The sequence below is a fragment of the Spirilliplanes yamanashiensis genome, from assembly GCF_016863475.1.
GTDB lineage: Bacteria > Actinomycetota > Actinomycetes > Mycobacteriales > Micromonosporaceae > Spirilliplanes > Spirilliplanes yamanashiensis.
Genome location: NZ_BOOY01000016.1, coordinates 38447 through 63264 on the forward strand (window position 1 = coordinate 38447; position 24818 = coordinate 63264).

Annotated in this window: 22 protein-coding genes; 9 read left to right on the plus strand and 13 right to left on the minus strand. The window is 75.7% G+C overall.

The window, feature by feature from the left end:
• Positions 1–175: 175 nt before the first annotated feature.
• Together Sya03_RS11050 and Sya03_RS11055 are read right to left on the minus strand one after the other, a co-directional pair.
• Positions 176–538: an STAS domain-containing protein gene (locus tag Sya03_RS11050; RefSeq protein WP_239107334.1), complete on the minus strand. Its 363-nt coding sequence runs from the start codon at positions 536–538 to the stop codon at positions 176–178.
• Entirely contained in the window at positions 535–819 is a 285-nt protein-coding gene (locus Sya03_RS11055) for an STAS domain-containing protein (protein WP_239107336.1), read from the minus strand. The genes Sya03_RS11050 and Sya03_RS11055 overlap by 4 nt, the downstream gene beginning before the upstream one ends.
• A gap of 136 nt (positions 820–955) precedes the next feature.
• Here Sya03_RS11055 and Sya03_RS11060 point away from each other — a divergent pair, with 136 nt between their 5' ends.
• The 3 genes from Sya03_RS11060 to Sya03_RS11070 are packed head-to-tail and all read left to right on the plus strand — an operon-like array spanning position 956 to position 3539.
• On the plus strand, positions 956–1633 hold the full coding sequence (locus Sya03_RS11060; RefSeq protein WP_203938146.1) for a response regulator transcription factor: 678 nt from the start codon (positions 956–958) through the stop codon (positions 1631–1633).
• The gene (locus Sya03_RS11065; RefSeq protein WP_203938147.1) at positions 1630–2982 is read left to right on the plus strand and encodes a sensor histidine kinase; all 1353 of its coding nucleotides are present in this window, start codon (positions 1630–1632) and stop codon (positions 2980–2982) included. The genes Sya03_RS11060 and Sya03_RS11065 overlap by 4 nt, the downstream gene beginning before the upstream one ends.
• Positions 2979–3539: a GerMN domain-containing protein gene (locus Sya03_RS11070; protein ID WP_203938148.1), complete on the plus strand. Its 561-nt coding sequence runs from the start codon at positions 2979–2981 to the stop codon at positions 3537–3539. Before Sya03_RS11065 ends, Sya03_RS11070 begins: the two co-directional genes overlap by 4 nt.
• Here Sya03_RS11070 and Sya03_RS11075 read toward each other — a convergent pair.
• From Sya03_RS11075 to Sya03_RS11105, 7 genes are all read right to left on the minus strand, one after another.
• On the minus strand, positions 3515–4438 hold the full coding sequence (locus tag Sya03_RS11075; protein ID WP_203938149.1) for a GlxA family transcriptional regulator: 924 nt from the start codon (positions 4436–4438) through the stop codon (positions 3515–3517). The two genes, Sya03_RS11070 and Sya03_RS11075, sit on opposite strands and share 25 nt — an antisense overlap.
• A 7-nt stretch (positions 4439–4445) precedes the next feature.
• Complete coding sequence (locus Sya03_RS11080; protein WP_203938150.1) at positions 4446–5042, minus strand: cysteine hydrolase family protein; 597 nt, start codon at positions 5040–5042, stop codon at positions 4446–4448.
• A 70-nt stretch (positions 5043–5112) separates the two neighbouring features.
• Positions 5113–5973 carry a tryptophan 2,3-dioxygenase gene (locus Sya03_RS11085; RefSeq protein ID WP_203938151.1) on the minus strand — a complete coding sequence of 287 codons (861 nt, stop codon included), beginning with the start codon at positions 5971–5973 and terminating at the stop codon, positions 5113–5115.
• 15 nt (positions 5974–5988) lie between these two features.
• Positions 5989–6921: a CPBP family intramembrane glutamic endopeptidase gene (locus tag Sya03_RS11090; protein ID WP_203938152.1), complete on the minus strand. Its 933-nt coding sequence runs from the start codon at positions 6919–6921 to the stop codon at positions 5989–5991.
• Positions 6922–7015: 94 nt separating this feature from the next.
• A complete protein-coding gene (locus Sya03_RS11095; protein ID WP_203938153.1) occupies positions 7016–10111 on the minus strand; it encodes a PDDEXK family nuclease in 3096 nt (1031 codons plus the stop codon).
• Between the two features lie 151 nt (positions 10112–10262).
• Entirely contained in the window at positions 10263–10868 is a 606-nt protein-coding gene (locus Sya03_RS11100) for an adenylate/guanylate cyclase domain-containing protein (RefSeq protein ID WP_203938154.1), read from the minus strand.
• A 36-nt stretch (positions 10869–10904) separates the two neighbouring features.
• Entirely contained in the window at positions 10905–13487 is a 2583-nt protein-coding gene (locus Sya03_RS11105; protein ID WP_203938155.1) for a CHAT domain-containing protein, read from the minus strand.
• A 107-nt stretch (positions 13488–13594) separates the two neighbouring features.
• Between Sya03_RS11105 and Sya03_RS11110 the strand changes: the two genes are divergently transcribed.
• Genes Sya03_RS11110 through Sya03_RS11120 form a run of 3 tightly spaced genes read left to right on the plus strand, consistent with a single transcriptional unit; the run spans position 13595 to position 16038 of the window.
• Positions 13595–14968 (plus strand): S8/S53 family peptidase, encoded by a 1374-nt coding sequence (locus tag Sya03_RS11110; RefSeq protein WP_203938156.1) that lies wholly within the window; start codon positions 13595–13597, stop codon positions 14966–14968.
• A 16-nt stretch (positions 14969–14984) separates the two neighbouring features.
• Positions 14985–15602, plus strand: a complete 618-nt coding sequence (locus tag Sya03_RS11115) for an RNA polymerase sigma factor (protein WP_203938157.1) — start codon at positions 14985–14987, stop codon at positions 15600–15602.
• The gene (locus tag Sya03_RS11120; RefSeq protein ID WP_203938158.1) at positions 15580–16038 is read left to right on the plus strand and encodes a hypothetical protein; all 459 of its coding nucleotides are present in this window, start codon (positions 15580–15582) and stop codon (positions 16036–16038) included. The genes Sya03_RS11115 and Sya03_RS11120 overlap by 23 nt, the downstream gene beginning before the upstream one ends.
• Positions 16039–16049: 11 nt before the next feature.
• Here Sya03_RS11120 and Sya03_RS11125 read toward each other — a convergent pair whose 3' ends face one another.
• Positions 16050–17705 carry a methyl-accepting chemotaxis protein gene (locus Sya03_RS11125; RefSeq protein ID WP_203938159.1) on the minus strand — a complete coding sequence of 552 codons (1656 nt, stop codon included), beginning with the start codon at positions 17703–17705 and terminating at the stop codon, positions 16050–16052.
• Between the two features lie 169 nt (positions 17706–17874).
• On the opposite strand from Sya03_RS11125, the gene Sya03_RS11130 reads away from it, so the two are divergent.
• Entirely contained in the window at positions 17875–19851 is a 1977-nt protein-coding gene (locus Sya03_RS11130; RefSeq protein WP_203938160.1) for a response regulator, read from the plus strand.
• Between the two features lie 77 nt (positions 19852–19928).
• Positions 19929–20894 carry a sulfite exporter TauE/SafE family protein gene (locus Sya03_RS11135; protein ID WP_203938161.1) on the plus strand — a complete coding sequence of 322 codons (966 nt, stop codon included), beginning with the start codon at positions 19929–19931 and terminating at the stop codon, positions 20892–20894.
• A gap of 9 nt (positions 20895–20903) precedes the next feature.
• Here Sya03_RS11135 and Sya03_RS11140 read toward each other — a convergent pair whose 3' ends face one another.
• Positions 20904–21446 (minus strand): hypothetical protein, encoded by a 543-nt coding sequence (locus Sya03_RS11140; RefSeq protein WP_203938162.1) that lies wholly within the window; start codon positions 21444–21446, stop codon positions 20904–20906.
• Positions 21447–21570: 124 nt separating this feature from the next.
• Between Sya03_RS11140 and Sya03_RS11145 the strand changes: the two genes are divergently transcribed.
• Positions 21571–22830, plus strand: coding sequence for a sensor domain-containing phosphodiesterase (locus tag Sya03_RS11145; protein WP_203938163.1), 1260 nt, complete (start codon positions 21571–21573; stop codon positions 22828–22830).
• On the opposite strand, the gene Sya03_RS11150 is transcribed toward Sya03_RS11145, so the two are convergent.
• Both Sya03_RS11150 and Sya03_RS11155 read right to left on the minus strand, forming a co-directional pair.
• Positions 22831–23505 (minus strand): potassium channel family protein, encoded by a 675-nt coding sequence (locus Sya03_RS11150; protein WP_239107338.1) that lies wholly within the window; start codon positions 23503–23505, stop codon positions 22831–22833.
• On the minus strand, positions 23495–24817 hold the full coding sequence (locus Sya03_RS11155; protein WP_239107340.1) for a TrkH family potassium uptake protein: 1323 nt from the start codon (positions 24815–24817) through the stop codon (positions 23495–23497). The genes Sya03_RS11150 and Sya03_RS11155 overlap by 11 nt, the downstream gene beginning before the upstream one ends.
• Position 24818 lies beyond the last annotated feature (1 nt).

Consider the following 24818-nt stretch of genomic DNA (forward strand, 5'->3'; position numbering starts at 1 on the left):
GTCACGGAACCGTCATGACGCCGGGGGGTGTCCGCCATGTCCGGCGCCCAGGCTCGGAGGCGCGGCACCCCCGCCGCCCGGCCATCGAAGTCCCCCGCGGGCCCGGCGACTCGGGGTGCGCGGCCCGGTGCGCGGGCGACCCGGTTCGGGCGCCCGCGCGCCGGCCGGCCCGCCGCTACGGCAGGGTGCGCAGCCAGTGCAACGCCGACGGTCGGTCGGCGAAGGTGGGGAACAGCCCGCCCAGGCGCATGGTGTGCAGCACCGTGACGACGTAGCGCGACGGCGCCGCCAGGCACAGCACCGTCCCGCGGCGGCGGGCCCGGCGGTGGGCGCGCACGATCAGGGCCAGGCCGGCCGGGTCGACGGTCGGGGCGTCGCCCAGGTCGAGCACGACGTGGCCGGGGCCGTCGACGGCGGCGGTGAGGGCGGCGCGCAGCTCCCCCGTGACGCCGGCGTCGACGCCGGCGCGCACCCCCACCACGGCGGCGTCGGCCAGCAGGTCCAGGGTGACGAGGCGTTCGGCGGGCGGGGCGGTCACGGCTCCACCTCCAGCACGTGGTCGACGCGGGCCAGGCCGAGCATCCGGCGCACCCGCGGCACGGGGGCGCGCAGCGTGAGCCGCCCGTCGGCGCAGACCATCCGCCGGTGCACCTGCAGCAGCAGGACGATCGCCTCGGCGTCGATGCTGGGGCTGTCCGCCAGGTCGACGACGAGCCGGGCGGGCGCCAGGTCGGCGGCCTCGGTGATCACGCGGCCCCAGCGGGGCACCTCCGGCCCGCCGAACGGCCCGCTCACGACCACCACCAGCTCCGGGGTCAATCCGACCACCTCCCACGACACAGGTTCGGCCGGGCGTGTGGCGGGTGCTCCGCGGCCGTGTGACGGTTGCGTGACAGTCCGGCCGCACGGCCCGGTCCGCTGGTCACCGGCCCGCCGCCCGGCGATGATGGGGGGCGTGTCGGGAGTTCTGGTGATCGAGGACGACGACCGCATCCGCCTGTCGCTGGTGCTGGCGCTCGAGGACGAGGGGTACGCCGCCCGCGGCGCGGCCACCGCCGAGGAGGGCCTGGCGCTGCAGCGGTCCGAACCGGCGGACACGGTGCTGGTCGACCTCATGCTGCCCGGCATCGACGGCTTCGAGTGCATCCGGCAGCTGCGCCGCGACGACGACGTGCCGATCGTGGTGGTCAGCGCCCGCGACGACACCCACGACGTCGTGGCCGCGCTGGAGGCGGGCGCCGACGACTACGTGGTGAAGCCGGTGGCGATCAAGGAGCTGTCGGCGCGGCTGCGCGCCCTCAAGCGGCGTGCCCGGGCGGTCACCGCCGACCCGGTGCCCACGCTGACGTTCGGCGACCTGGAGATCTCCCCCGAGGCGGGCGAGGTGCGCAAGCGCGGCGCGGCGGTCGCGGTCACCCGCACCGAGTTCCAGCTGCTCTGCGAGCTGGCCGAGCACGCCGGCCGGGTGCTGTCGCGCCAGCAGCTGCTCCAGCGGGTGTGGCAGTACGACGGCGGCGACGAGCGGCTCGTCGACGTGCACGTGGGGCGGCTGCGGCAGAAGATCGAGGACGACTCCGGCTCGCCGCGGCACCTGGTGACGGTGCGCGGGCTCGGCTACAAGCTGCAGCGATGAGACGCGCCGGGCTGCGCGCCCGGGTGACGGCCGGCTTCACCGCGGGCGCGCTCGGGCTGTCGGCCGTGATGGCGCTGGTGTCGTACCAGATCACCCGGCAGTCGCTGCTGGCCGAGCGGGAGGCGACGGCGGTGCGGGCCGCCTACTACGACGCGGCCATCGTGCGCGAGGGCGTCGGCGCCGGGGCGCGGCCGGAGAACATCAGCGCGGTGCTGCGCACGCTCGACACCGGCGAGGACCGGCGGGCGGTGCTGCGCCGCGGCGACGTCTGGTACGCCCGGCAGGCCGACACCGGCGCGACCGGCGCCATCCCCGCCGAGCTGCAGCAGCGGGCCGCGCAGGGCCGGCCGGTGGTGCAGCGGGTCCGCGCCGACGGGGTGGCCGCGCTGGTCGTGGCGGTGCCGCTGGCGCCGGACACCGTCTACTACGAGATCGACTCGCTGCGCGAGCTGGAGCAGACGCTGCGGGTGCTGACGCTGGTGCTGACGCTGGTGGCGGCGGGCACCGGCGCGGCGGGCGCGGGGCTGGGCTGGTACGCCACGAGGTACGTGCTGCGCCCGCTGACCCGGGTCGCCGACGCCGCGCAGGAGATCGCGGGCGGGCGCTCCGACGCCCGGCTCGACCCGGCCGCGGAGCCCGACCTGGCGCGGCTCAGCACCTCGTTCAACCACATGGTCGACGAGCTGTCGGCGCGGCTGGAACGCGACCGGCGCTTCGCCGCCGACGTCAGCCACGAGCTGCGCTCGCCGTTGCAGACCCTCGCCGCCGCGGCCAGCGTCCTCACCCGGCGCGCGGACCGCCTCGACGAGCGGTCGGCCACCGCCGCCGGGCTGGTCGCCGACGAGGTGGCCCGGTTCCAGAGCCTGGTCAACGACCTGCTCGAACTGGCCCGCAGCGACCAGCCGGCCCGCCGGGGCCCGGTCGACGTGGCGCAGCTGGCCCGGCGGGTGTGCGCCGAGCACGGCGTGCCGGAGGACGTGGTGACCCCCGGGTCGTACGTGTGGCGGGTCGACCGGCGGCGCATCGAGCAGCTGCTGGGCAACCTGCTCGACAACGCGGCCGCGTACGGCGGCGGGGCGACGGCGGTGCGGCTGGCGTTCGACGGCGACCGGGGCCGCATCGAGGTGGACGACGAGGGGCCGGGCGTCAGCGCCGAGGACAAGCCGGTGATCTTCGACCGGTTCGTGCGCGGGCGGTCGTCCGGGGCGCGCAAGGACGGCGCGGGCACCGGCCTGGGCCTGGCCCTGGTGACCCGGCACGCGGCCGCGCACGGCGGCACCGTGCAGGTGCTGGACCGGCCCGGCGGCGGCGCCCGGTTCCGGGTCGACCTGCCGGAGTGCGCCCCGTGAGCCGGCGGTGGCTCGCCGCCGGGGTTCTCGCGGCGGCGCTGTCGGCCGGCGGGTGCGGGGTGCCGCTGGACGACGGGCCGCGCCCCGTCGAGGGCGGCCCGGACCTGTACCGCTCGGGCCCGCCCGCCTCCGGCGCGCCCGGGCCGGTGGCCGAGCGGCTGTGCCTGGTGCGCGACGGCCGGCTGGTGCGGGTGCTGCGCCGGGTCGAGGCGGCGCCGTCGGAGCAGGAGCTGCTGCGCGACCTGCTGGCCGGGCCGACCGCGGCGGAGGTCGCCGACGGGCTGTCCAGCGCGCTGACCGGCACCACCACGACGGCGACGGTCGCCCTGGCCGGCGGCCGCGCCACCGTGGAGGTGGGCGGCCGGTCCGCGGCCGGGGCGCGCAGCGACGAGGTGCTCGCCTTCGGGCAGATCGTCTGCACCCTCGGCACCCGGCCGGAGGTGGGCACGGTGTCGTTCACCGCGGGCGGCGAGCCGCTGCGGGTGCCGCGCTCCGACGGCTCGCTGGCCGAGGGTCCGCTGACCGTCGCCGACTACGCGGACCTCATCGCGTCCTGAGCGCGCCCGCGCAGCCGGCGCAGCATCCGCGGGTCGGTGAACCCGACGGCGCGGGCCGCCGCCTCCACGGTCGCGCCCTGGCCGATCAGGTACTCGGCGCGTTCGGTCCGCAGCCGCTGCTGGTAGCGCAGCGGGGTGTGCCCGGTCGCGGCGGTGAACAGCCGGGTCAGGGTGCGCTCGCTGACCCCGGACGCGGCGGCCAGCCCGCCCAGCGGCAGCGGCTCGGCGAACCGGGCGTCGATGGTGTCCTGCACCCGGTGCACCACGTCGCTGAGGTGGCCGCGGTGCCGCAGCATGGCGCTGGCCTGCTGCTCGTCGCCGTTGCGCCGGGCGTACACGACCATCTGGCGGGCGACGCGGGCCGCGGCCGCCGGGCCGTGCCGGACCGCGACCAGGTGCAGCGCCAGGTCGATGCCGCTGGCGATGCCGGCGGACGTGACCACCCGGTCGTCGACGACGTACAGCACGTCGCGCACCACGGCGGCGCGCGGGTACCGCCGGGCCAGCACGTCCTGCAGGTCGTGGTGGGTGGTGCAGCGGCGGCCGTCGAGCAGCCCGGCCCGGCCGAGCGCGTCCGCGCCCGCGCACACCGACGCCACCGTGCCGCCCGCGTCGTGGTGCGCCCGGAGCCGGTCGAGCGCGGCGGCGCCCAGCGGGTTCGGCCAGGCGGCGCCGGCCCGCCAGCCCGGCACGACGACGAGGTCGGCGGGCGCCAGCTCCGGCCACGCCGTGCCGGCCCGCACCGGCAGGCCCTGCGCGGTCGGCACGTCGGCGGTCTCGGCGACGTAGCTCAGCTGCCAGCCCAGCCCGAGGTCGCCGGCGGTGCCGAAGACCTGGGCCGGGCCGGCCAGGTCGAGCAGGTGCAGGCCCGGCGCCAGCAGGAAGACCACCCGGGGCACGATCCGGTCACACCCCCGCCGGTACGCCCGCGACCTCGTCGACCGTGCGCAGCGTGGCGAAGCGCCCGGCCAGGACGTAGCGGGTGCGCTCGGCGACCGCGGCGGCGGACAGCGTGCGCGGGTCGGCCATGACCTCCTCGATCGTGCGGCCGGGCGGCGCGTCCGGGTGCTCGATGGGGAACGTGGCGGTGGCGTCGGCGACGAACGTGACGGCGTAGCCCAGGTCGGCGGCCAGCCGGGCCGTCGTCTCGCAGCACTGCTCGGTGCGGATGCCGCACACCGTCAGCTCGCCCACCCCGTGCCGGGTGAGCAGCTGCTGCAGGCCCGTCGTCGTGAACGCGTTCGCCGACGTCTTCACCAGGGTCGGCTCGCCGGAGGCGGGCTCCAGCCCGGCCATCGGGCGCACGTGGCCCAGCTCCGGGTCGAACACGGTGCCGGTGCCCGGCTCGCTGTGCAGCACCCACACCACCAGCTCGCCGCGGGCCCGGGCGGCGGCCACCAGCCGCTGCACCCGGTCGGCGATCTCCGGGTTGTCGACGAGGGCCCAGCTGGGGCGGCGGCGGAAGGACTCCTGGACGTCGATGACGACGAGCGCGCTGGTCATGCCGTCGATCCTCGCCGCCGCCGGGGCGGGCGCGCAACGCACCATCGGGCCGCCCGGCGGACCGATCCGGTCACGACGGCGCCGTCCACGGCAGTTCCGTGCGCACGGCGTACAGCTCCGGGAAGAACGTCAGGTCCAGCGCCTTGCGCAGGAAACCCGCCCCGCTGGAGCCGCCTGTGCCGCGCTGCACCCCGATGGTGCGCTCCACCGTCTTGAGGTGCCGGAACCGCCACAGCTGGAAGTTGTCCTCCAGGTCGACCAGCTCCTCGCACGCCTCGTACGCGGCCCAGTGCTCCTCGGCGGCGGCGTAGATGCGGGTGAAGACCGGCACCAGCGCCGGCGTGAACTCGTGCGCCCGGGTCACGTCCCGGTCCAGCAGCTCCGCCGGGACGGCGTGGCCCTGCCGGGCCAGCCAGCGCAGGAACTCGTCGTACACGGTGGTCTGCTCCAGCGCCTCGGTCAGCATCGCGTGCGCGGCCGGGTCGTCGTCGAAGACGGCCAGCATCCGGCGGTCCTTGTTGCCGAGCAGGAACTCGACCGCCCGGTACTGGTAGGACTGGAAGCCCGACGAGGTGCCGAGGAAGCTGCGGAACTCGGCGTACTCGCTGGGGGTGAGGGTGGCCAGCACCGACCACTGCTCGGTGAGGCAGCGCTGGATGTGCTTGACCCGGGCCAGCCCCTTGAGGGCGGGGCGCAGGTCGTCGGCGGCGAGCAGCTCGCGGACCGCGCGCAGCTCGTGCAGCACCAGCTTCAGCCACAGCTCCGAGGTCTGGTGCTGGAGGATGAACAGCAGCTCGTCGTGGTGGACGGGGCGGCTGACCGGGTGCTGGGCGCTGAGCAGCTGGTCGAGCCGCAGGTAGCGCCCGTAGGACAGGTTGACCGTGAAGTCGCGCACGATCCCGTCCTCGAGGTCACGAGTGTTGTCGGCCATGTGCGCCAGTCTTCCTCACGCGGCCAGCGCCAGCGCCGGTTCCGCGGCGGGCGCCGGCGCCGACCGCACCGCCAGGCCGCGGCGCCGCGACCAGGCGAGCACCACCAGCGTGTACGCCGTCGTGACGGTCATGCTGACCGCGGCGACCTGCCACGGCATGTCCGCGGCGGTCTGGTCGACGCTGAGCAGCCCCGTCGCGGCGGCCACCGCGAGCATGACGCCGTTGTTCGCGACGTGCAGCGCGACCGCGGCCTCGATGCCGCCGGTGCGCACGCACAGCCAGCCGGCCAGCACACCGAACCAGGTCAGGTCCACGAAGCCCCACGGGGTGCCCCACCCGTGCAGGGCGGCGAACAGCAGCGCCTGCACCACGATCGGCACCACCGGGTTGCGCAGCAGGTTGCCGAACGCCTGCAGCAGCCACCCGCGGAACACGTACTCCTCGGCGGCGGACTGCGCCGCCACGACCGGCAGCAGCAGCGCGGCGGACAGCGCGAACCGCTCCCAGCCCACCCACACCGCCGTGGTGCCGTCGTCGGGGGCCAGCCAGTAGGCGCCGGCGAGGACCAGGCCGATCGCCGGCACCGCCACCGCCAGGCACCGGCCCAGCCAGCCCCACCGCACCCGCCCGGTCACCGACGACAGGCTGCCGGCGGGCCGCTCCTGCACCAGCCGCACCGCCAGCAGAATGATCGGCAGCAGCACGGCAACGCTGCCGAACGCGATCACCACGTCCGTCAGCGAAGACCCGCTGCCGAACCCGGCGAACAGCTCGCCGTCCGACGGGTCGCCGGCGACCAGCCCCCACCCGGCGACGACGGTCAGCGCGATCGCGCCCGCCCCGACGATCGCGCCGACGACGAACAGCAGGGACAGCCAGGCCCGGCCCCGCCGGTCGCGGGTGCCGAGACGGTGGAACGGGGCATCGGGAACGAGTGTCTGCGTCATGGCACCAGCGTCCCGGCCGATCGGGACCGCCGAATCCGCCCGCGGCGGGAAACCCGACCTGAACCTCCGGCATAGCCGCCCTCCCCCGCGCCGGTCAGGGCGGGTCAGCGGCCGTATGCCCTCTGGGCACCGCCGCACGGACGCTGTGCCGCACGTCGGCCGCGAGCACCGACATGATCTCGCCGGTGGTAACCGGATCGGCGCGTGCGGCGGCCTCGGCCAACGTGCGGCGGACGCGAGCTTCGGGGTCCCGGGCGAGCGCCATCGCGGTGTCCCGGTACCGGACGGGCCGGCGCACGCAGAGGATCGCGCTCATCTCCCGCACGCCCGGGCTGTCGTGCGCGGCCAGCAGCGCCGGGTCGACGTCATGAGTGTCGGCAGCCGGCAGCTCCGACAGGGCAACGGCCCCGGCGTGCACCAGCGCTGGATCAGGACTCCGGAGAAGCTCGACGGCCCGGTCGCGCACCCATTGCCGCTCGACGTCGGTGTCGGCGCAACCGACCGCCAGGTAGAGGCCGTCGCCGCGCAGGCTCGCCGTGCCGCCCTCGACGCGCAGGAAGCTCAATGGATGCGCGGGGCCGGTGAGCTCGCCGTCGAAGGCGCTGCCGTCACGCTCGCCGATGACGAAGGCCCGGGCCCGCGCGAACACACCCGCCCTGTCCTCAGGGGTCTCGGCTGCCACGAGGTTGCGGGCGGCCACGAGCGCTTCCTGCCGGTTTGCGGCGGTCTCCCGGGTGTCTTCGGCGATGTCGAGCAGCCGGTCCAGGCATGACCTCCGGTCGCCGGCACCGAGTACACCGGTGAGGTACGCGTCGGTGACGAGCCGAGAGCCGATCTCAGCGTGGCCCGGTTCCGGGGACTGCCGCGCCAGGATGCGGTCGCGGGCCGCCGCGGCGTCGGCCTTTACCGCCGGGTGGTCGGGCTGGAGCTCACGCCGGAGCACATCGGACAGGTACAGACCGGCGTCGGCAAGCCGCATGGCCTGCGTGACCAGCTCCGGGTGGCCGGGCAGCAGACCGAGCACGCGGTCGTCGACGGTGAGCTTGAGTGCCGCCTGGACGTCCCCGGCTGCCAGCTCGATCAGGCGGGTCAGCGCCGGCACCGTGAGGCTCGGATGGGCGACGGCGATCTCGACGCAGGCGCGGGCGTGTGCGCGGTCACCGAACCTGCGCCGGCCGGCCATGAGGTTCAGCACGGCGGTGGCCTGCTGCGCGGTGCCGCGGTGGGCCAGCGCGCACGCGGCGTCCTCTGCGGCGACGGTGAGCTCTGATCGCGGGGACTCCACCACCTCACCGGCCTGGCCGCGGGCGACCAGGCCGGTGAGCTCCCCGAGCAATCCTGCGGCCGCCGCGTCCCCGATCAGATCAGCTTGTGCCGCCGCCAGGGCGGCACGAGCCCGCAACACCCACCAGGGTTCCCCGCCCAGCGGGCCGGACGGCAAGAGCCGGTCACCTGCACGGCCGGCAAGGGCGATCAGCTTCTGTGCGCGGCCGGCCCGTTGATAGCAGACGGCGGCGCGGTCGAGTTCGGTCGTGTCGCAATAGACGTCGCCAAGGAACTCCAGAGCCTCCATCTCGTCGGCCCAGCTACCGGTCACGACCGCATCGACCAGCCAGCGCCGGGCGGCCAACACTGCCTCGATCGGGCGGTTCGCCAGGATCGCCGCCCGGGCGTGCTCAGCAGGGCGGCGGGCGCGGTCGATCAACCGCGCCGTTCCGGTGGTTCGGACGGCTTGAGCCAGTCGATGTTCCTCGTCGATGTCGCCGGTCACCGGACCGAACTGGACCTTGACTGCTCGGAGGGCGTAGAGCCAGTCGGCCGCGTCCTCTGCCAGGCCGTCATGGATGCCGTCGTGGACCGCGTCGCGCCAGGCGTCGACAGCCTCCTCCGCCCGGCTCTCCAGGGCGCAGCGCCGAGCCTCCCGGGCGCTGATGAGCGCGGCGGCGCGGCCGGGAACCTGATGCCGCCGGGCTGACCGCAGCAGAGTCCGCCGCTCAGCGGAGTCGTACTCGGCACGTACCAGCCGCAGTCGCAGCGCGACGTCCGCGTCCGCGTGAGCCACCGCCGATCCGATCAGGTCGTCCAGCTCGACGGGCGCGACGCCGTCGGTGGCGAACACACCCTCTGCGAGCAGCAGCACGAGGCGGGGGCGATAGGAGACGGTCGCCCGTGATAGCGCTTCGACCAACTCGTTCGGACGGGCGATCGGGTCGCCGGTGTACGACAGCGCAGCCCCGATCACCTCCGCGTGGGCCCCGCCATCCAACTCGGCAGTGCGCGAGGACAGGCCCTTGGCAGTCATGCGGTCCCCGAGCTCCAGCGCGCCAACCGCCAGCTCGGCCGCGAGGTCCGCGGCGGCACTACGAAGGCCGGCGGCCGCCAGCGCGTCGAGCTGACGGTTACGCAGCAGGACGCTGTGGCCACGGAAACCGTCGTCGCTGAGCCGCGTCGCCACGTCGCCGTACAACCGGGCCGCCGCCTCGGGCTCGGCCGGCCGCCGCCGGTCCGCCTCGCGCAGCAGCGGCAGCACGTCGCCGGTGGCGAGAGGACCGACGAGGATGCGTTCCGCCTGGGCCTGGCGGTCCGGTGCGGGTACCGGCACACCGGGTGGCGGGGCCCCCGTGCAGAACGTCCGCGCCGTCTCGCGCGTCCAGAACCGGGCCACCACGTCACCGAGGCTGCGCAGCAGCTCGTTGATCTGCTCCGCGCCCCACAGGTCCAGCTCGAAGTCGGGATGCGCGTCCTGAAGCCGGGCCAGCTCATCCGCCAGCTGGGTTGCCTCCGTCTGCGCCGACGTCGCCACGATCAGGTGGCGCGCGCCGAACGGGCGGCGCCCGGCGGCGAACGTCTCGACGGCGGCGCGCAGATGCCCGGCCGTGAACGTGTGGTAGTCCTTGCACTGGATGACGGTCCACCGGCCGTCCGTATCCCGCCCGGCCAGGTCGATGCCGTGCTGCGCCTGTCCCTGGACGCCGTACCGGCGAAATGTCATGCCTCGCAGGCCGAGCGTTCCGCGGGCGACGGCGAGGATCAGCTTCTCGAAGCGATCCCAGCCCAGGGCAAGGTCGAGGTCCTCCCCCGGCGGCCGGTTGCCGGGCCTACCCGGCTCGGGCGGGGTCCTGAGGTTGGCGTCCGAGGCGCACACCGACCAGCGCCCGACCGGAACGTCGGGCTCGTCTACCGAGGTCACGGTCCGAGTCTGCCGGGCGGCCCTGGTCGCGGCGCCGCCTGCCCCCAGGGCGGCGCCGCGACGGGCCGGCGGCGGGGGTCCGTAGGGCCGGACCGGGCCGCCGGGTGGGCGGCGCGCCCCCACCCCCCGGTGGGCGGCGCCGCGGGTCGGGTCAGCTCGCGGCCGCCAGGGCGGGCACGGCGAGCGGGAGGGCGGCCGGGGTCAGCCGGTGGGACAGCACCGCATCGGCGACGCCCTTCAGCCGGACGCGGACCGGACGGGCGCCCGGGGTGCGGGCGCGGGCGTGCGCGGCCGGGCCGACGGCGAGCTCGCCGGGGCCGGCGGTGTCGCAGAGGCGCTTGGCCAGGTTGACGGCGCGGCCCCAGACGCCGTACGCGGCCGGGTCCCAGGAGCGGGTCACGAGGACCTCGCCGTACTCGACGCCGACGTGCACGGCCGGGCGCGCCTGCCGGGGGCCGCCCGCGGCCACCAGCGACAGGCCGGCGCGCACCGCGTGCTCGGCGGGGTCGCCGGTGAAGCCGGGCAGGCCGAACACGCACATGAAGCCGTCGCCCAGCACCTGCTGGACCTGGCCGTCGTGCAGCCGCACGAGCAGCACCAGCTCGTCCATGAGGGGCCGGACGACGTCGTAGACGACCTCCGGCTCGGCGCGCTCCACCAGGTCGGTGAAGCCGCTCAGGTCGGCGAACAGCACGGCGACCTGGCGGCGGCCGTCGGTGTGCGGCGGGATGTGCTCGGGGCGGTGTCCTGCTTCCACATCGGATCAAGAGCGATCACGACGGCCGTTGATACGTCAGGCGGCACCATAGGCGCTGAACGTGCACCAGTTGACGTAGGCGTCGGGGGCCGTTCGGTCGAGGCCGGCCCGCGCGTCGTACAGGGCGCGGGCGAGCGTGCCGCCGGTGGCGAGGCGTTCGTGCAGGGCGGTCATGAGGTCCGCGGCGGCGACGTCGGGCACGGCGGCGACGCTGGCCACGACGCCGGCGGTGCCGCGGGCGAGCAGCGAGCTGATGAAGCCGACCACCTCGTCGCCGGCGTAGCTGACGTCGGCGCCGGACTGGCAGGACGCCAGGACGAGCCGGTGCGGGGCGGCGCCGCGGGTCTCCAGCTCCTGCACGGTGAGCGGGCCGTCGCTGAGCACCAGCGACGAGAACAGCGGGTTGTCGGAGCGCAGCCGGCCGTGGCAGGCGAGGTGGGCCAGGTCGGCGCCGCCGAGCAGCCGCAGCACCTCCTGCGCGGTGGAGCCGGGCGGCGTGACGACGGTGGCGTCCGGGTGCAGGGCGCGCAGCCGGCGCACCTCGGCGGTGGCGCCGGGCAGGTCGGGGCCCTCGACGAGGACGGTGGCGCCGCGCGGCACGTGCGCGCGGGCGGCCTCGCGGGTGCGGGCCCAGAACCGGGCCGACGGGGCCAGCGACAGCGGGGCGTCGTGCAGCGCCGACCACGGGATGCCGTGCAGGTGGCCGACGGGCACCACGACCAGCTCGGCGCCGGCCGGCACGCCGAGCGGGCGGATCAGCAGGTCGGTCAGCCGGGACACCCGCAGGTCGGCGCTGAGCCGGGCGGCGGCCAGCGACGACTCCGGCATCGGCTGGGTCATCCGGCGCAGGGCGAAGAACAGGGCGCGCACCTGGTCGAGGACGGGCGCGAGCGGCCCCAGGGCGACGAGCCGGCTGCGCCGGGGGCCGACCACGACGGCGACGAGGCGGTCGTGCAGCACCCCGTACTCGACGAGGACCCGGCCGGCGAGCAGCTCGCGCAGCCGGGCGGGCGGGACGACGGCGGCGGCCGCGCCGGAGCGGGCGTCGCCGTGCCAGGTGGCGCGGCGGATCCGGTTCTCGATGGTGCGCTGGCGGGCCAGCAGCGGGCCGGGCGCGCCGGCGGCGGCCCGGTCGGTGGACAGCTGCGCCAGCTCGGCGGCGACGCCGCGCAACTCGTCGAGGGCGTCGCCGACCGCGGCGTCGGGGGCGGGCTCCGGGGTGGGCTCGGCGGTGAGCAGGGCGGCGGCGCGGGTGCGTTCCATCCAGTCCAGGACGCGGGTGGCCGACCCGCCGCGCACCATCACGCCGAGGCCGAGCTGGCCCAGCTCCGCGCCGTGCCCGGAGGCGTGCGCGCGCAGCTCCACCGACGGCAGGGCGGTGCGGTGCCGGGCCAGGTCGGCCAGGCCGCGGCGGCAGTGCCGCAGCACCGCGCCGTCGTCGTGGCGCAGCCCGGCCGCCATCGCGGCGGCGACGTCGCCGCGCAGCCGCACCAGCACGGGGCTGCCGCGGGCGAGGCCGGCGGCGCGCTCCAGGAGGGCGACGGCGTCGCGGGTGCGCCCGAGCGCGGCGGCGATGCGCCCGGCGATGGTGTACGCGGGCACGGCGGTGGACCGGGTGCCGAGCCCGGCCAGGGTGCGGCTGATCCGGGCCGCGGCGCGCAGGTCGGCGGCGGTGGCGACGCCGAGGCGCAGCCGGGCCTCGGCGCGCACCAGCTCGGCCCGCGCCCGCCACGCGCCGCGCCGCTGCCGGGCGAAGTCGCGGGCGGCCGCGTCCGACGCCGCCTCGGCGGCGTCCGGGTCGTCGCCGAGCAGGGCGAGCTGCGCGACGCGCAGTTGCGCCTCGGCGCCCATCAGCGGCACCCCGTTGTGCCGGAACACCTCGACGGCGGACCGGGCGGCGACGCTGGCCTCGGGGATGAGCCGCAGGTCCATGAGGGCGTCGGCGTACTCGACGTAGTGCTCCCCCAGCGGCAGCCCGGCCGCCTCGTGGGCGGCGGCGGCCTCGTCGAACAGCCGCAGGCCCTCGACGAGGCGGCCGGCGTGGACGGTGACCCAGGCGCGGGTGCCGGCGACCAGCGCGACCAGGGCGGGACCCAGCTCGCGGGCGCGCCGGGCGGCGTCGTCGAGCAGGCGCAGCGCGTCGGCGTACCGGCCGTGCTGGGCGTCGATCATGGACAGGTTGTTGGCGGCGATGACCCGGGTGCGTTCCGGCAGGCCGGCGCGGGCGAGCAGGCCCCGGTAGGCGGCGGCCGCGGCGACGAGCCGGCCGATGTTCTGGTGCAGCACGGCGCGCTGGAACGCCAGCTCCGCGGCCCGGTCCGGGGCGACGATGGGGCCGGCGGCGTCCAGGTCGCGCCGGGCGGCCGTGATGCGGCCCAGCTCCTGGTTGACGGCGGCGCGGCTCATCAGCACGTCCGCGGCGATCTGGTCGAGGCCGTGCCGCCGGGCGATCCGGGCGGCCTCGTCGAGCAGGCGTTTCGCCTCGGTGTCGGCGAGCCGGGCGCGTTCGGCCCAGGCGAGCGCGCGCAGCGCCAGGGCCAGGGCGGCGGGGTCGGCCGCCTGCCGCGCGCGGCGCACCAGCTCCGTGGCGACCGGCCGGAACCGTCGGGGATCCGCCACAACTCCCTCATGGACACGCCGAGCGTGTATCACCAGGTCGTCAGCTGTCTCTATTTCCTTCAACGGACCAACTTCCGCTCGCCCCGAGAGAGACCAGGACACCCCCCATGAACTCGGACTCCGAGGCCGTTGCCAACCGTCCCTTCGCCAAGGACTACCCCGCGAAATCCTACGGCGGCGACGTCGCCCGCCTCCAGCAGGTGCTGGCCGTCCAGCTGGCGGAGCTGGGCGGCCGCGGCCAGGTCAACCAGGACACCCTGGTGGGCATCCTGATCGGCCGCCGCTCGGGCCGGCACGAGCTGCCGCAGCCGGAGGCGCTGCACGACGACCGCGGCACCTGCTACGTGGCGCGCAACGAGATCGTCATGCCGGCCGCGGCGTACCGGCACAAGGCGGTCCGCGGCCTGCTGGACCGCGAGCACTTCCGCGAGTACGGCGCCTGCCGGTGGCCGGGCCGCGGCGACCTGGTGCGGCTGCGGCAGTTCAAGCGGGGCGCCTCGGTCGTGCCGAAGCTGGTGCGCAGCTGCGACGAGGCCGGCGAGTCGGCGTGGCCGAACGCGCTGCTGACGATGGCCGCGGTCGGCAAGGGCATCGGCGGCCCGGAGCCGCTGGCGGCCGCGCCGCTGGCGCCGTTCGGCGAGTACCGCGAGGCGTGGCTGCGCGACCACCCGGCCCGGCGCACGGTGCGGGTCGCCGTCATCGACACCGGCCTGCCGCGCAGCCGCCGGGACAGCGACGGCTGGCTGAACCTGCAGCGCACCCTCGACGACGTCGACGAGCTGGACGTGCTGCCCTCGGGCCACGACGGCTTCCTCGACTTCCAGGCCGGCCACGGCAGCTTCGTGGCAGGCCTGGTGCAGCAGGTCGCGCCGGCCGCCGAGGTGCTGATGTACCGGGCCGCCGACACCGACGGCTTCGCCGCCGACGACGACATCGCCGACGCCGTCCGGGCCGCGCACGCCGACGGCGCCCACATCATCAGCCTGTCGCTGGGCGGGCAGACCCCCGACGACCGGCCGCCGCCCGCCATGGAGGGCGCGGTGCGCGACGTGCTGGCCGCGGAGAACCCGCCGGTGATCGTGGCGGCCGCGGGCAACTTCGGCACCGGCCGCAGGTGCTTCCCCGCCGCCATCGAGGGGGTGCTCGCGGTGGCCGCCCTGACCCCGGCCGGCACCGCCGCGGCGTGGTCCAGCCACGGCGCGCACGTGCGCTTCTCGACGATCGGCGAGGGCGTCAGCTCCACGTTCGTCACCGGCAAGGAGTCGCCCGTCTTCGACCCGCAGCCGGAGGAGTTCGGCCCGGACGCGTGGGCGCTGTGGAGCGGCACGTCGTTCGCGGCGCCCCAGATCGCGGGCGCGCTGGCCCGGATCTGCGCCGAGGACGACGTGGACGCGCAGACGGCCGTGGCGAAGCTCGACCGCCTCGGCACCCCGATGAAGGACTACGGTTCGGCACTGGTGATCCTCGAAGGACTGCAGTGATGCACAGGGGGCGACGATGGACCACGACGACCTGCGCGCGCTGGTCAGCGCCGGGATCGACGGCGACGAGGACGCGTGGAACGAGCTCGTGAGGCGGTTCGCCGGGCTGGTCGGCCACGTGATCCGCAGGTACCGGCTGCCACCGGCGGACACCCAGGACGTGGCGCAGCTGGTCTGGTTGCGGCTCGTGGAGCACCTGGGGCAGCTGCGCGAGCCGGCCGCCCTGCCGGGCTGGCTGGTCACGACGACGCGGCACGAGTGCGAGCGGCACCTGCGCACCACCGGCCGCAGCGTCGCGGTGGACCCGCTGACGATGGTGCGGGCGGACATCGCCGGCACGGAGGACATCGACGCCGTCCTGCTGGCCACCGAGCGCCGGCAGGTGCTGCTGGACGGGCTGGCCGAACTCGCCCCGCAGCAGCGGGAGCTGCTCATGATGCTCGCGGCGGACCCGCCGTACGCGTACGCCGAGATCAGCCGGCTGCTCGGCATCCCGGTCGGCAGCATCGGCCCGACCCGCAGCCGCATCCTCGACAAGCTGCGGGGTACGTCTGCGGTGCGGGCGTACCTGGAGGCGAACGCCGAGGTCGCACGAACGGAGGGTGGACGCCATGCCATCGCGGAACTGGAATGACGATGACGAGCTCATCCTCGACGTCACGGACGCCCTGCGGCCGGACCCCACGGGCCAGCGGGTGATCGCCGCGGCGGGCGCCGCCCGGGCCTGGCTGGCGTCCGACCCGGACACCGAGCTCGCCGGGCTGCTCTACGACTCGCACCTCGACCGGACCGCCCTGGTCCGGTCGAGCCTGTCGGGCGCGCCGCGGAACCTGGTCTTCGGGCTGGGCGAGCTGCGCGTCGAGGTGGAGATCGGCGACGCGGGCATCGAGGGCCAGCTGGTGCCCCCGGGTCCCGGCACGGTGCGGCTGCTGACCGTCGCGGGCACGGCGGCCGAGACGACCGCGGACGAGGTGGGCTGCTTCGCCCTGCCGGCCGTGCGCCGGGGCCCGATCCGGATCGAGTGCACCACCGCGGCGGGCACGGTCGCCACGGAGTGGATCAACACCTGACGGGCGGCCGGTCAGACCCGGAAGCGGCCGACGATCTCCCGCAGGTCGCCGGCCACACGGGTCAGGTCGGCGACGGCGGTGTCCGCCTCGGCCAGGCTGGCGGTGGTGGCCTGGGCGGCCCGCGCCACGCCGCCGATGGTGGCGGCGATGGCCGTGCTGCCGGCGGCGGCCTCGCCCACGCTGCGGCTCATCTCGCCGGTGGTGGCGGTCTGCTCCTCGACGGCGGAGGCGATGGTGAGCTGGTAGCCGTTGATCGTCTGGATGATCCGGGAGATCTCGGCGATGGCGTCGACGGCGCCGGCGGTGTCGGACTGGATGGCCTCGACACGCCGGGAGATGTCCTCGGTGGCCTTCGCGGTCTCCTGGGCCAGGTCCTTGACCTCGCTCGCCACGACGGCGAAGCCCTTGCCGGCCTCGCCGGCGCGGGCCGCCTCGATGGTGGCGTTGAGGGCCAGCAGGTTCGTCTGCTCGGCGATCGACGTGATGACCTTGACGACGTTGCCGATCTCGGCGGACGACGCGCCCAGCTTGCCGACGGTCCGGTTGGTGTGCTCGGCGACGCCGACGGCCTGCGTGGCGACCTGGGCGGCGTCGTTGGCGTTCTGGGCGATCTCGCGGATCGAGGCGCCCATCTCCTCGCTGCCCGCCGCGACGGTCTGCACGTTGCCGGAGACGTCCTCGGCGGCGGTCGCGACGACCCCCGCCTGAGCGGCGGCCTCCTGGGCACTGTCGGCGATGCGGCCGGTCACGCCGGCGAGCCGGCCGGTGCTGGTGCCGAGGGTGTGCGAGCCGGCGGTGAGCGCGCCGACGGTGTCGCGCAGGCCGTCGCGGGCGCGGTTGACGGCGGTGGCCATCCGGCCCAGCTCGTCGCGGGAGCGCACCTCGGCGGGCACGGTCAGGTCGCCGTCGGCGACGGCGCCGAGCGCCCGCTGGACGGTGGCGAGCTGCCGCCGGACGAGCCGGGCGACCACGTAGGTGACGCCCCCGGCGAGCAGCAGGCCGGTGAGCAGCGCGGTGAGCGTGAGGGCCAGGGCGGACCGGTACTCGTCCCGCACCTCCGCGGCCAGCGCGTCGCCCTCGGCGTCCTCCGCCGCCTGCAACTCGCCGATCGCGGTGTTCATCACCTGCTCGACGGACTCGAACGCCGCCGCCTGCTGCGCCTCCGGCGGCACCGACACGCCCGCGGGCGCCGGCTCGCGGAACAGCACCACGTCGCGCAGCCCCCGGTACGTGCGCATGGCCTCGGCGAACGCGGCCACCTTGGCGTGCCGGGCGGTCTCGGCGGGGGCGATCGCGTCGTAGCGGGCGACGGCCTCGTCGACCCGCCGGTCGGCGTCGCGCACCGCGGCGCGCCCGCTCTGCAGGGTGGCGGCGTCGTCCCGGGCCAGCGTGGTGACCAGGATGCCGCGGATCATGTCGCTCACGCCCGCGCGGATGTTCGCGATCTCCTGCAGGCCGTCGACCTGCCGCGCCTTCATCGACACCAGGTCGTCGCGCATCTCGGCGACCCGGTAGACGGTGAGGCCCGCGAGCAGCAGCGCGACCAGCGCCATCGCGGCCGCCGGGATGACGCTCTTGGCGGTGAGGCTGCGGTCGGCGAGCGCGGCGAGCAGGGGGCTGCGCGGCACGGTGACCGTGACGTCGGCGCCGGACTCCGGCTGCGGCATGGCAGGACCCTCCAGGGCACGGGGAAAGGCACGGGGACGGGCACGGGCGGACGCGGCCGGAGTCCCGGCCCATCGCCCTGTTCGGCGTGCCCCGGCGCGATCTGAGGGCTCGGTTGCAGGATCGCCGAACCGCCCCACGGAGCGGCCGGGCGCACGGACACTACGGACCATGCCCGTGACCGCACAGAAGCTCGCCGACCTCGCCCAGGCCCTCGACCGGTGCTGCTCCCAGGTGGGCACCGTGTGCGCGACCGGGGCCGCCGCCGCCGCCGACGTCGTCGGGGACGGCGCCGGCCTCCTGGTCCTCGGCGAGGACGGCCGCTACGGACCGATCGCCTTCCACCATCCCGACGCGACGTGGTCGCTGAAGCTGACCGGGGCGCTCGACCGCGCCGGGTCGACGCCCGCGGACGACCCGTACGCGGCCCGCCTCGCCGCCACCCGCCGCCCGCTGGTGCTCGGCCCCGGCGACGCCCTCGTCGAGCAGGCCGGCGTGCAGGCCGCCCTGCTCTGCCCCGTGATCGTCGACGACACCACCGCCGGGCACCTGGTGCTGGTGCGCACCATGCGCGGCGCCACCTACTCGGCCGACGACGCCGAACTGGCCCGCGAGGTCGCCGGCGAGGTGGGGCTGGCGCTGTCGTCGGCCCGGGCGACGGCGCGGCTGCGGGCCAGCGAGGAGCGCTACCGCCTGGTGCTGCAGACCATGCCGGAGGGGGTGCTCCAGCTCGACGCCGCCGGGCTCACCACCTACGCGAACGAGCCCATGGGGGTGCTGCTCGGGGTCCCCCACCAGCAGCTGACCGGCCTGGCGCTGACCGGCTTCCTGGACGCCCGCGGGCAGGCCGACCTGGCCCGGCGCACCGCCGAGTGCCGGGCGGGCCGGGCGACGGTGGGCGAGAGCCGGATCGTGCGCGCGGACGGCTCCGTGCGCACCGTGCGGATGGCGATGACGCCGCTGACCACGCTGACCGGCGACCCGGACGGCGTGCTGTGCATGATCACCGACACGACCGACCACATCGACGCCCGTGGCCTGAAGCGCCAGCTGGACCACCTGCGCCGGCTCGACGGCCTGGGCCAGCTCATCGGCGGCGTCTCGCACGAGTTCACCAACCTGCTGACGGTGGTGGCCGGCTCCGCCGACATGATCAGCGCGTCGGCGGACGAGGACTCGGCGCAGCACCAGCTGGCCCGCGACATCGTGCAGGCGGCCGACAACGGGCGGCGGCTGATCCACCAGCTGCTGGCGTTCGGCCGGTCGGACGGCGGGCGCGCCGAGACGATCGGGGTCGCCGACCTGCTGGCCGACGTGCAGCCGCTGTTCAGCCGCATCCTCGGCGAGCACATCGGCCTGGACGTGACGCTCGAGCCGGGCACCCCGCCGGTGCGCGCCGAGCGGGGCCCGCTGGAGCAGGCGCTGGTCAACCTCGTGGCGAACGCGCGCGACGCGATGTTGCACGGCGGCGTGCTGCGCGTCGCGGCGGGCAGCGGGGCGCCCGTCGACGGCGCCCCCACCGTGCACCTGACCATCACCGACACCGGCGCCGGGATGAGCGACGAGGTGCGCGCCAAGGCGTTCGACGCGTTCTACAGCACCAAGTCGAACGCGGCCGGGCTGGGCCTGGCCACGGTGGCGGGCATCGTGCGCGAGCTGGGCGGGCACATCGAGCTGGAGAGCGCCCCGAAGATGGGCACGACCGTGCACCTGCGGCTGCCGGCCGCCGTGCCGGAGGCGCCCGGCGGGGACCGTCCCGCCGCCAACGGCCCGATCGGGCACGTGCTGGTGGTCGAGGACCAGCCGGACGTGGCGCAGCTGGTGCAGCGCTTCGTGGAGCGGGCCGGCTACGGCGTCACCGTGGTCACCGACGCCCGCGACGCCGCCGCGAAGGTGGCCGCCGGCGCGCCGGTGGACCTGCTGATCACCGACGTGGTGATGCCCGAGATGACCGGCCCGGAACTGGCCGCCACGCTGCGCGAGCACCACCCGGCCCTGCCGGTGATCTTCATGTCGGGCTACACCGCCGCGGCGCTGGGCCCGCAGGTCACCCTCGACGGCAACAGCCTCATGGTGGAGAAGCCGTTCCACCGCTCCACGCTGCTCAGCGCGATCACCACGCTGAGCGGGCCGCCGCCGGAGAACTGACCCGGCCCCGACACGATCTTCACCGATTCGACCGGGTTAGTAGACAATTCCGTCCCAGCCGCCGAGACTTCCGTCCCATGGATGCGACGATGGCCCTGGCGGGCCTCGGGGTCGGGATCGTCGTCGGGCTGACCGGCATGGGCGGCGGCGCCCTCATGACGCCGATCCTCGTGCTGTTCTTCGGCGTGCCGCCGGTCGCCGCGGTCTCCAGCGACCTGGCCGCGAGCGCCGTCATGAAACCGTTCGGCGGGTGGGTGCACGCCCGGCGCGGCACGGTGAACTGGGCGCTGGTCGGCTGGCTGTGCGCGGGCAGCGTCCCGGCCGCGTTCCTGGGGGTGCTGCTGCTGCGCCTGCTCGGCGACGACGCCGCCGTCCAGAACGCGATCCGCACCGCGCTCGCCGTGGCGCTGCTGCTGGCCGCCGCGGGGCTGGTCGCCAAGTCGTGGACCGCCCGCCGCGACCGCACGGCGGTCCCCGCCCCGCTGACGGTGCGGCCGGTGCCGACGGTGCTGCTGGGCGTGGCGGGCGGGCTGGTGGTCGGCCTCACGTCGGTCGGGTCCGGCTCGCTGATCATCGTGGCGCTGCTGGTGCTGTACCCGATGCTGCGCGCCAACGACGTCGTCGGCACCGACCTGGTGCAGGCGATCCCGCTGGTCACGGCGGCCGCCCTGGGCCACGCCCTCTTCGGCGACCTGCACCTCGACGTCGCGGCGGCGGTGCTCGTCGGGTCCGTGCCCGGCGTCCTGATCGGCGCCCGGGTGTCGTCGCGGGCCCCGGCGGGCCTCGTTCGCTCGGCCCTGGTCGTGGTGCTGCTGGCCAGCGCCCTCAAGCTGCTCGACCTGCCGGACACCGTGGTCGTCGCCGTGGTGGCGGCGGCGGTGGTGGCCGCGATCGCCGCCGGGGTGGCCGCCCGGCGGCGGCCCCCGGCCACGGAGCCCGAGCCCGTCCGGGTGCCGGCGCAGCCGGGCCCGCCGCCCGGGCCCGGCCACAGGCCGAGCGGCGGGTCCGGCGTGCAGGAGACGCAGGCCGGCCCGACCGCCTGACGGCGGCGCTCAGCGGGTGAAGCGGGCCAGCAGGCCCTTCCGCACGGCCTGCGGCCGCTGCTGCTCGCCGGCGAACGCGCTGATGACGATGAGCGCGCCGGTGATCGCCGGGATCGCCCACTGCAGCACCTTGAGCTGGCGCTGCGCCTTGACGACCTCCTCCGGCGTCGTGATGGTCGGCTCTGTGCCGGACTCGACCGGCACGTCGGTCTGCTGGTTGACCTTGCGGCCCAGCAGGCGGCTGTAGCCGGTGACGCCGAGCGCGGCCACGGTCAGGCCGGTCTTCGCCGACGCCATCGCGCCCACGCCCTGCTGGGCGAACAGGCGGCCCGAGTTGCCGCCGAGCTGGCCGATGCTGCCCGCGAGGTGGGCGCCGATGGCGGCCGCGTTGACCGGGGTCCACCGGTTCCAGCCGGTGTTGGCGACCTGGCCGGCGGCGCGGGCGTCGTTCGCCTCGCCCGCGGCCTTGTTCAGCGACACGGCGTTGGCCAGCGAGCCGCCGAACCAGGCGGCCAGGCCGACGTCGTGCAGGGATCGGGAGAGTGTGTCCACGAGTCTGTCCTCCGTACGCAGGGATGTGTCCTCCGCCTACCCCCCGCCCGGTCCCCCATGCGGCCGTGGCACGGATGCGTCGGTCGGATGTCAGGTCGGCACGCCGCCCGCCGATCAGATCATCGTGCCCGACATCCACGCCGTGCTCGACGCCCGCACCGTCACCCCCGTGTTCCAGCCGCTCGTCGAGATCGGCACCGGCCGGGTGGCCGGCTACGAGGCGCTGACCCGCGGGCCCGCCGGGACGCCGTGGGAGTCGCCGCTGGCCCTGTTCGCCGCCGCGCGAGCGGCCGGGCGCGAGGCCGAGCTGGACTGGGTGTGCCGGGCGCGGGCATACGAGGCGGCGCTGGCCGCCGGGCTGGACCGCTCGACCGCCCTGTTCGTCAACATGGAGCCGACCGCGTGGCGGGCCGGCTGCCCCGCCGACCTGGCGGACGTGACCGCGCGGGCGGAGCGTCGGCTGCGGGTCGTCACCGAGATGACCGAGCGGTCCATCGCCGCCGACCCGTCGGCGCTGCTGGCGGCCACCGCGCAGTGTCGGGAGGCCGGCTGGGGCGTGGCGCTCGACGACGTCGGCGCCGACCCGCACTCGCTGGCGCTGATGCCGTTCGTGCACCCGGACGTCGTCAAGCTCGACATGCAGCTGCTGCGCTCCCCGCACGAGCCGCACACCGCGCGGGTGGTCGGCGCGGTGCGGGCGTACGCGGAGAGCAGCGGCGCGCTGATCCTGGCCGAGGGCATCGAGACCGAGCGGGAGCTGGCGGTGGCGCGCAGCATGGGCGCCGTGGTCGGCCAGGGCTGGCACTTCGGGCGGCCCGGGCCGCTGCCCGCCGGGCGGGCCGCCGGGACCGCCCTGCCGCTGCTGGGCGCGCCCGCGGCGGACCCCGCCCGGGAGCGCTCGGCGACGCCGTACTCGATCGTGGCGGCCGAGCGGCCGGTCACCCGGACCACCAAGAGCCTGCTCATGCCGACGAGCCGCATGCTGGAGGCCGACGCGGGCGCCGGGGCGCAGCCGCCGGTGCTGCTCGCCTGCTTCCAGGAGGAGAAGTTCTTCACGCCGGCGACGGCGCGCCGCTTCGCCGGCCTGGCGCGGCGCAGCCCGCTGGTCGCCGCCCTGGGCGCGGGGCTGCCCGCGGAGCCGGCCCCGGGCGTGCGCGGCGCCGACTTCGGCGCGGACGACCCGCTGCGCGGCGAGTGGAACGTCATCGTGGTGGGCCCGCACCACGCCGCCGCCCTGGTGGCCCGCGACGCGGGGTCGACCGGCCCGGACGGCGACCGGGAGTTCGACCACGCCGTCACGTACGACCGGGAGCTGGTCGTGGCGGCCGCCCGGTCGCTGCTGCACTGGCTGACGCCGGACCGCCGGCTGCAGCCCGCGACCTGATCAGGTGACGGCGGCGAACCGCTCCACGGAAGCGGTCGGGCCCGCCACGATGAGCGTGCAGCCGCGCGGCACCACGGTCTCCGGCCGGGCGTACTCGAAGTCGGCGCCGGGCCGCTTCACGCCGACGACGGTGACGCCGTAGTGGGTGCGCAGCCCGACGTCGGCCAGCGAGCGGCCGGCGGCGTCGCGGGGCGCGCGCACCTTGGCGATGGCGAAGCCGTCGTCGAACTCGATGAAGTCGAGCATCTTGCCGGTGATCAGGTGCGCGACCCGCTCCCCCATCGCCTGCTCGGGATAGACGACGTGGTGCACGCCGATCGAGCGCAGGATCTTGCCGTGCTTGGAGCTGGACGCCTTGGCGGTGATGTCGCCGACGCCCAGCTCGGTGAGCGCGACGACGGTGAGCACGCTGGCCTCGATGTTCGAGCCGATGCCGACGACGGCCCGGGTGAAGTCGGGGACGCCGAGCTGGCGCAGGGCGTCCTCGTCGGTGGAGTCGGCGGCCGCCACGTGGGTGAGCCGGTCGCCCCAGTCCTGCACGATCTCCTGGTTCTCGTCGATGCCGAGCACCTCGTGGCCCAGGTCCAGCAGGCTCTTGGCGACGGCGCCGCCGAACCTGCCGAGCCCGATGACCACCACGTTGTCCTCGGTGCCGGTGCCGTTGTCAGCCGACAAGGGGTCGCTCCTCCGGGTATCGGTACTTGCGGCGGCGGGTGTTGAGCGCGATGGCGGTGCCGACGGCGACGGTGCCGACGCGGCCCACGTACATCAGGATGACGAGCACCACCTGGGCCGGCTCCGGCAGGTTCGGGGTGATGCCGGTGCTGAGCCCGACGGTGGCGAACGCGCTCGTCACCTCGAACAGGGCCCGGTCGAACTCGACGCCGTCGGTGAGCCACACCAGGGCCAGGGTGCCGGTGGCGACCAGCGCGACGCCGAGCAGCGCGATGGTGATGGCCTGGCGCTGGGTCTCCTCGGCGATGCGGCGGTGCTTGATGACGACGTCGGGCTCGCCGCGCAGCTCCGCCCAGATCACGAACGCCAGCAGCAGGAACGTGGTGACCCGGATGCCGCCGGCGGTGCTGGCGCTGCCGCCGCCGATGAACATCAGGGCGTTGGTGACGGCGATCGTCTCGGCGTTGAGGTCGCCCAGGTCCACGCTGTTGAAGCCGCCGGAGCGGGTCATGACGTCCTGGGTGAACGCGGCGAGCACCTTGGTGGCGACGCCGAGCCCGCCGAGCGTGTCGGGGTTGCTCCACTCGAAGACGAGGAAGACGGCGAAGCCGCCGACGCTGAGCAGCGCCGTGCCCCACACGGTGAGCCGGGTGTGGGTGGACCACTTGCCGGGCTGGCGCCACTCCCGGAACAGCTCGAACAGCACCGGGAAGCCGATGGAGCCGAACAGCACGCCCAGCGACAGCGGCACGCACATCCACCAGTCGCCGACGAAGCGGGTGAGGCTGTCGGGGTAGAGCGCGAACCCCCCGTTGTTGACGGACTGCACGGCGTGGAACGCCGACTCGTACAGGCTGCGGCCCCACGGGTAGCCGTAGTGCAGGCGCAGCCGCAGCGTCAGGATCGCCGTGATGACCGCCTCGGCGATCAGCAGCGACCCGGCGACGCGCAGCAGCACCCCGCGCACGTTGCCGCTGATCAGCCCGGCGCTCTCGGCCTGGGCCCGCAGCCGGCCGCTGAGCCCGAGTTTGCGGGAGACGAGCAGGCCGAGCAGCGTCGCCATCGTCATGATGCCGATGCCGCCGACCTGCACCAGCACGGTGATGAGCACCTCGCCGAACGTCGACCAGTAGCTCTCGGTGTCGACGACCGCCAGGCCGGTCACGCAGACGGCGGACGTGGCGGTGAACAGCGCCGTGACGAACGGCGCGTGCCCAGGTTCGGCCCGGGCGGCGGGCAGCATCATGAGCAGGGTGCCGACGGTCACCGCCGCGAGGAACGCGAGCGGGACGATCCGGGCCGGGTGCCGCACC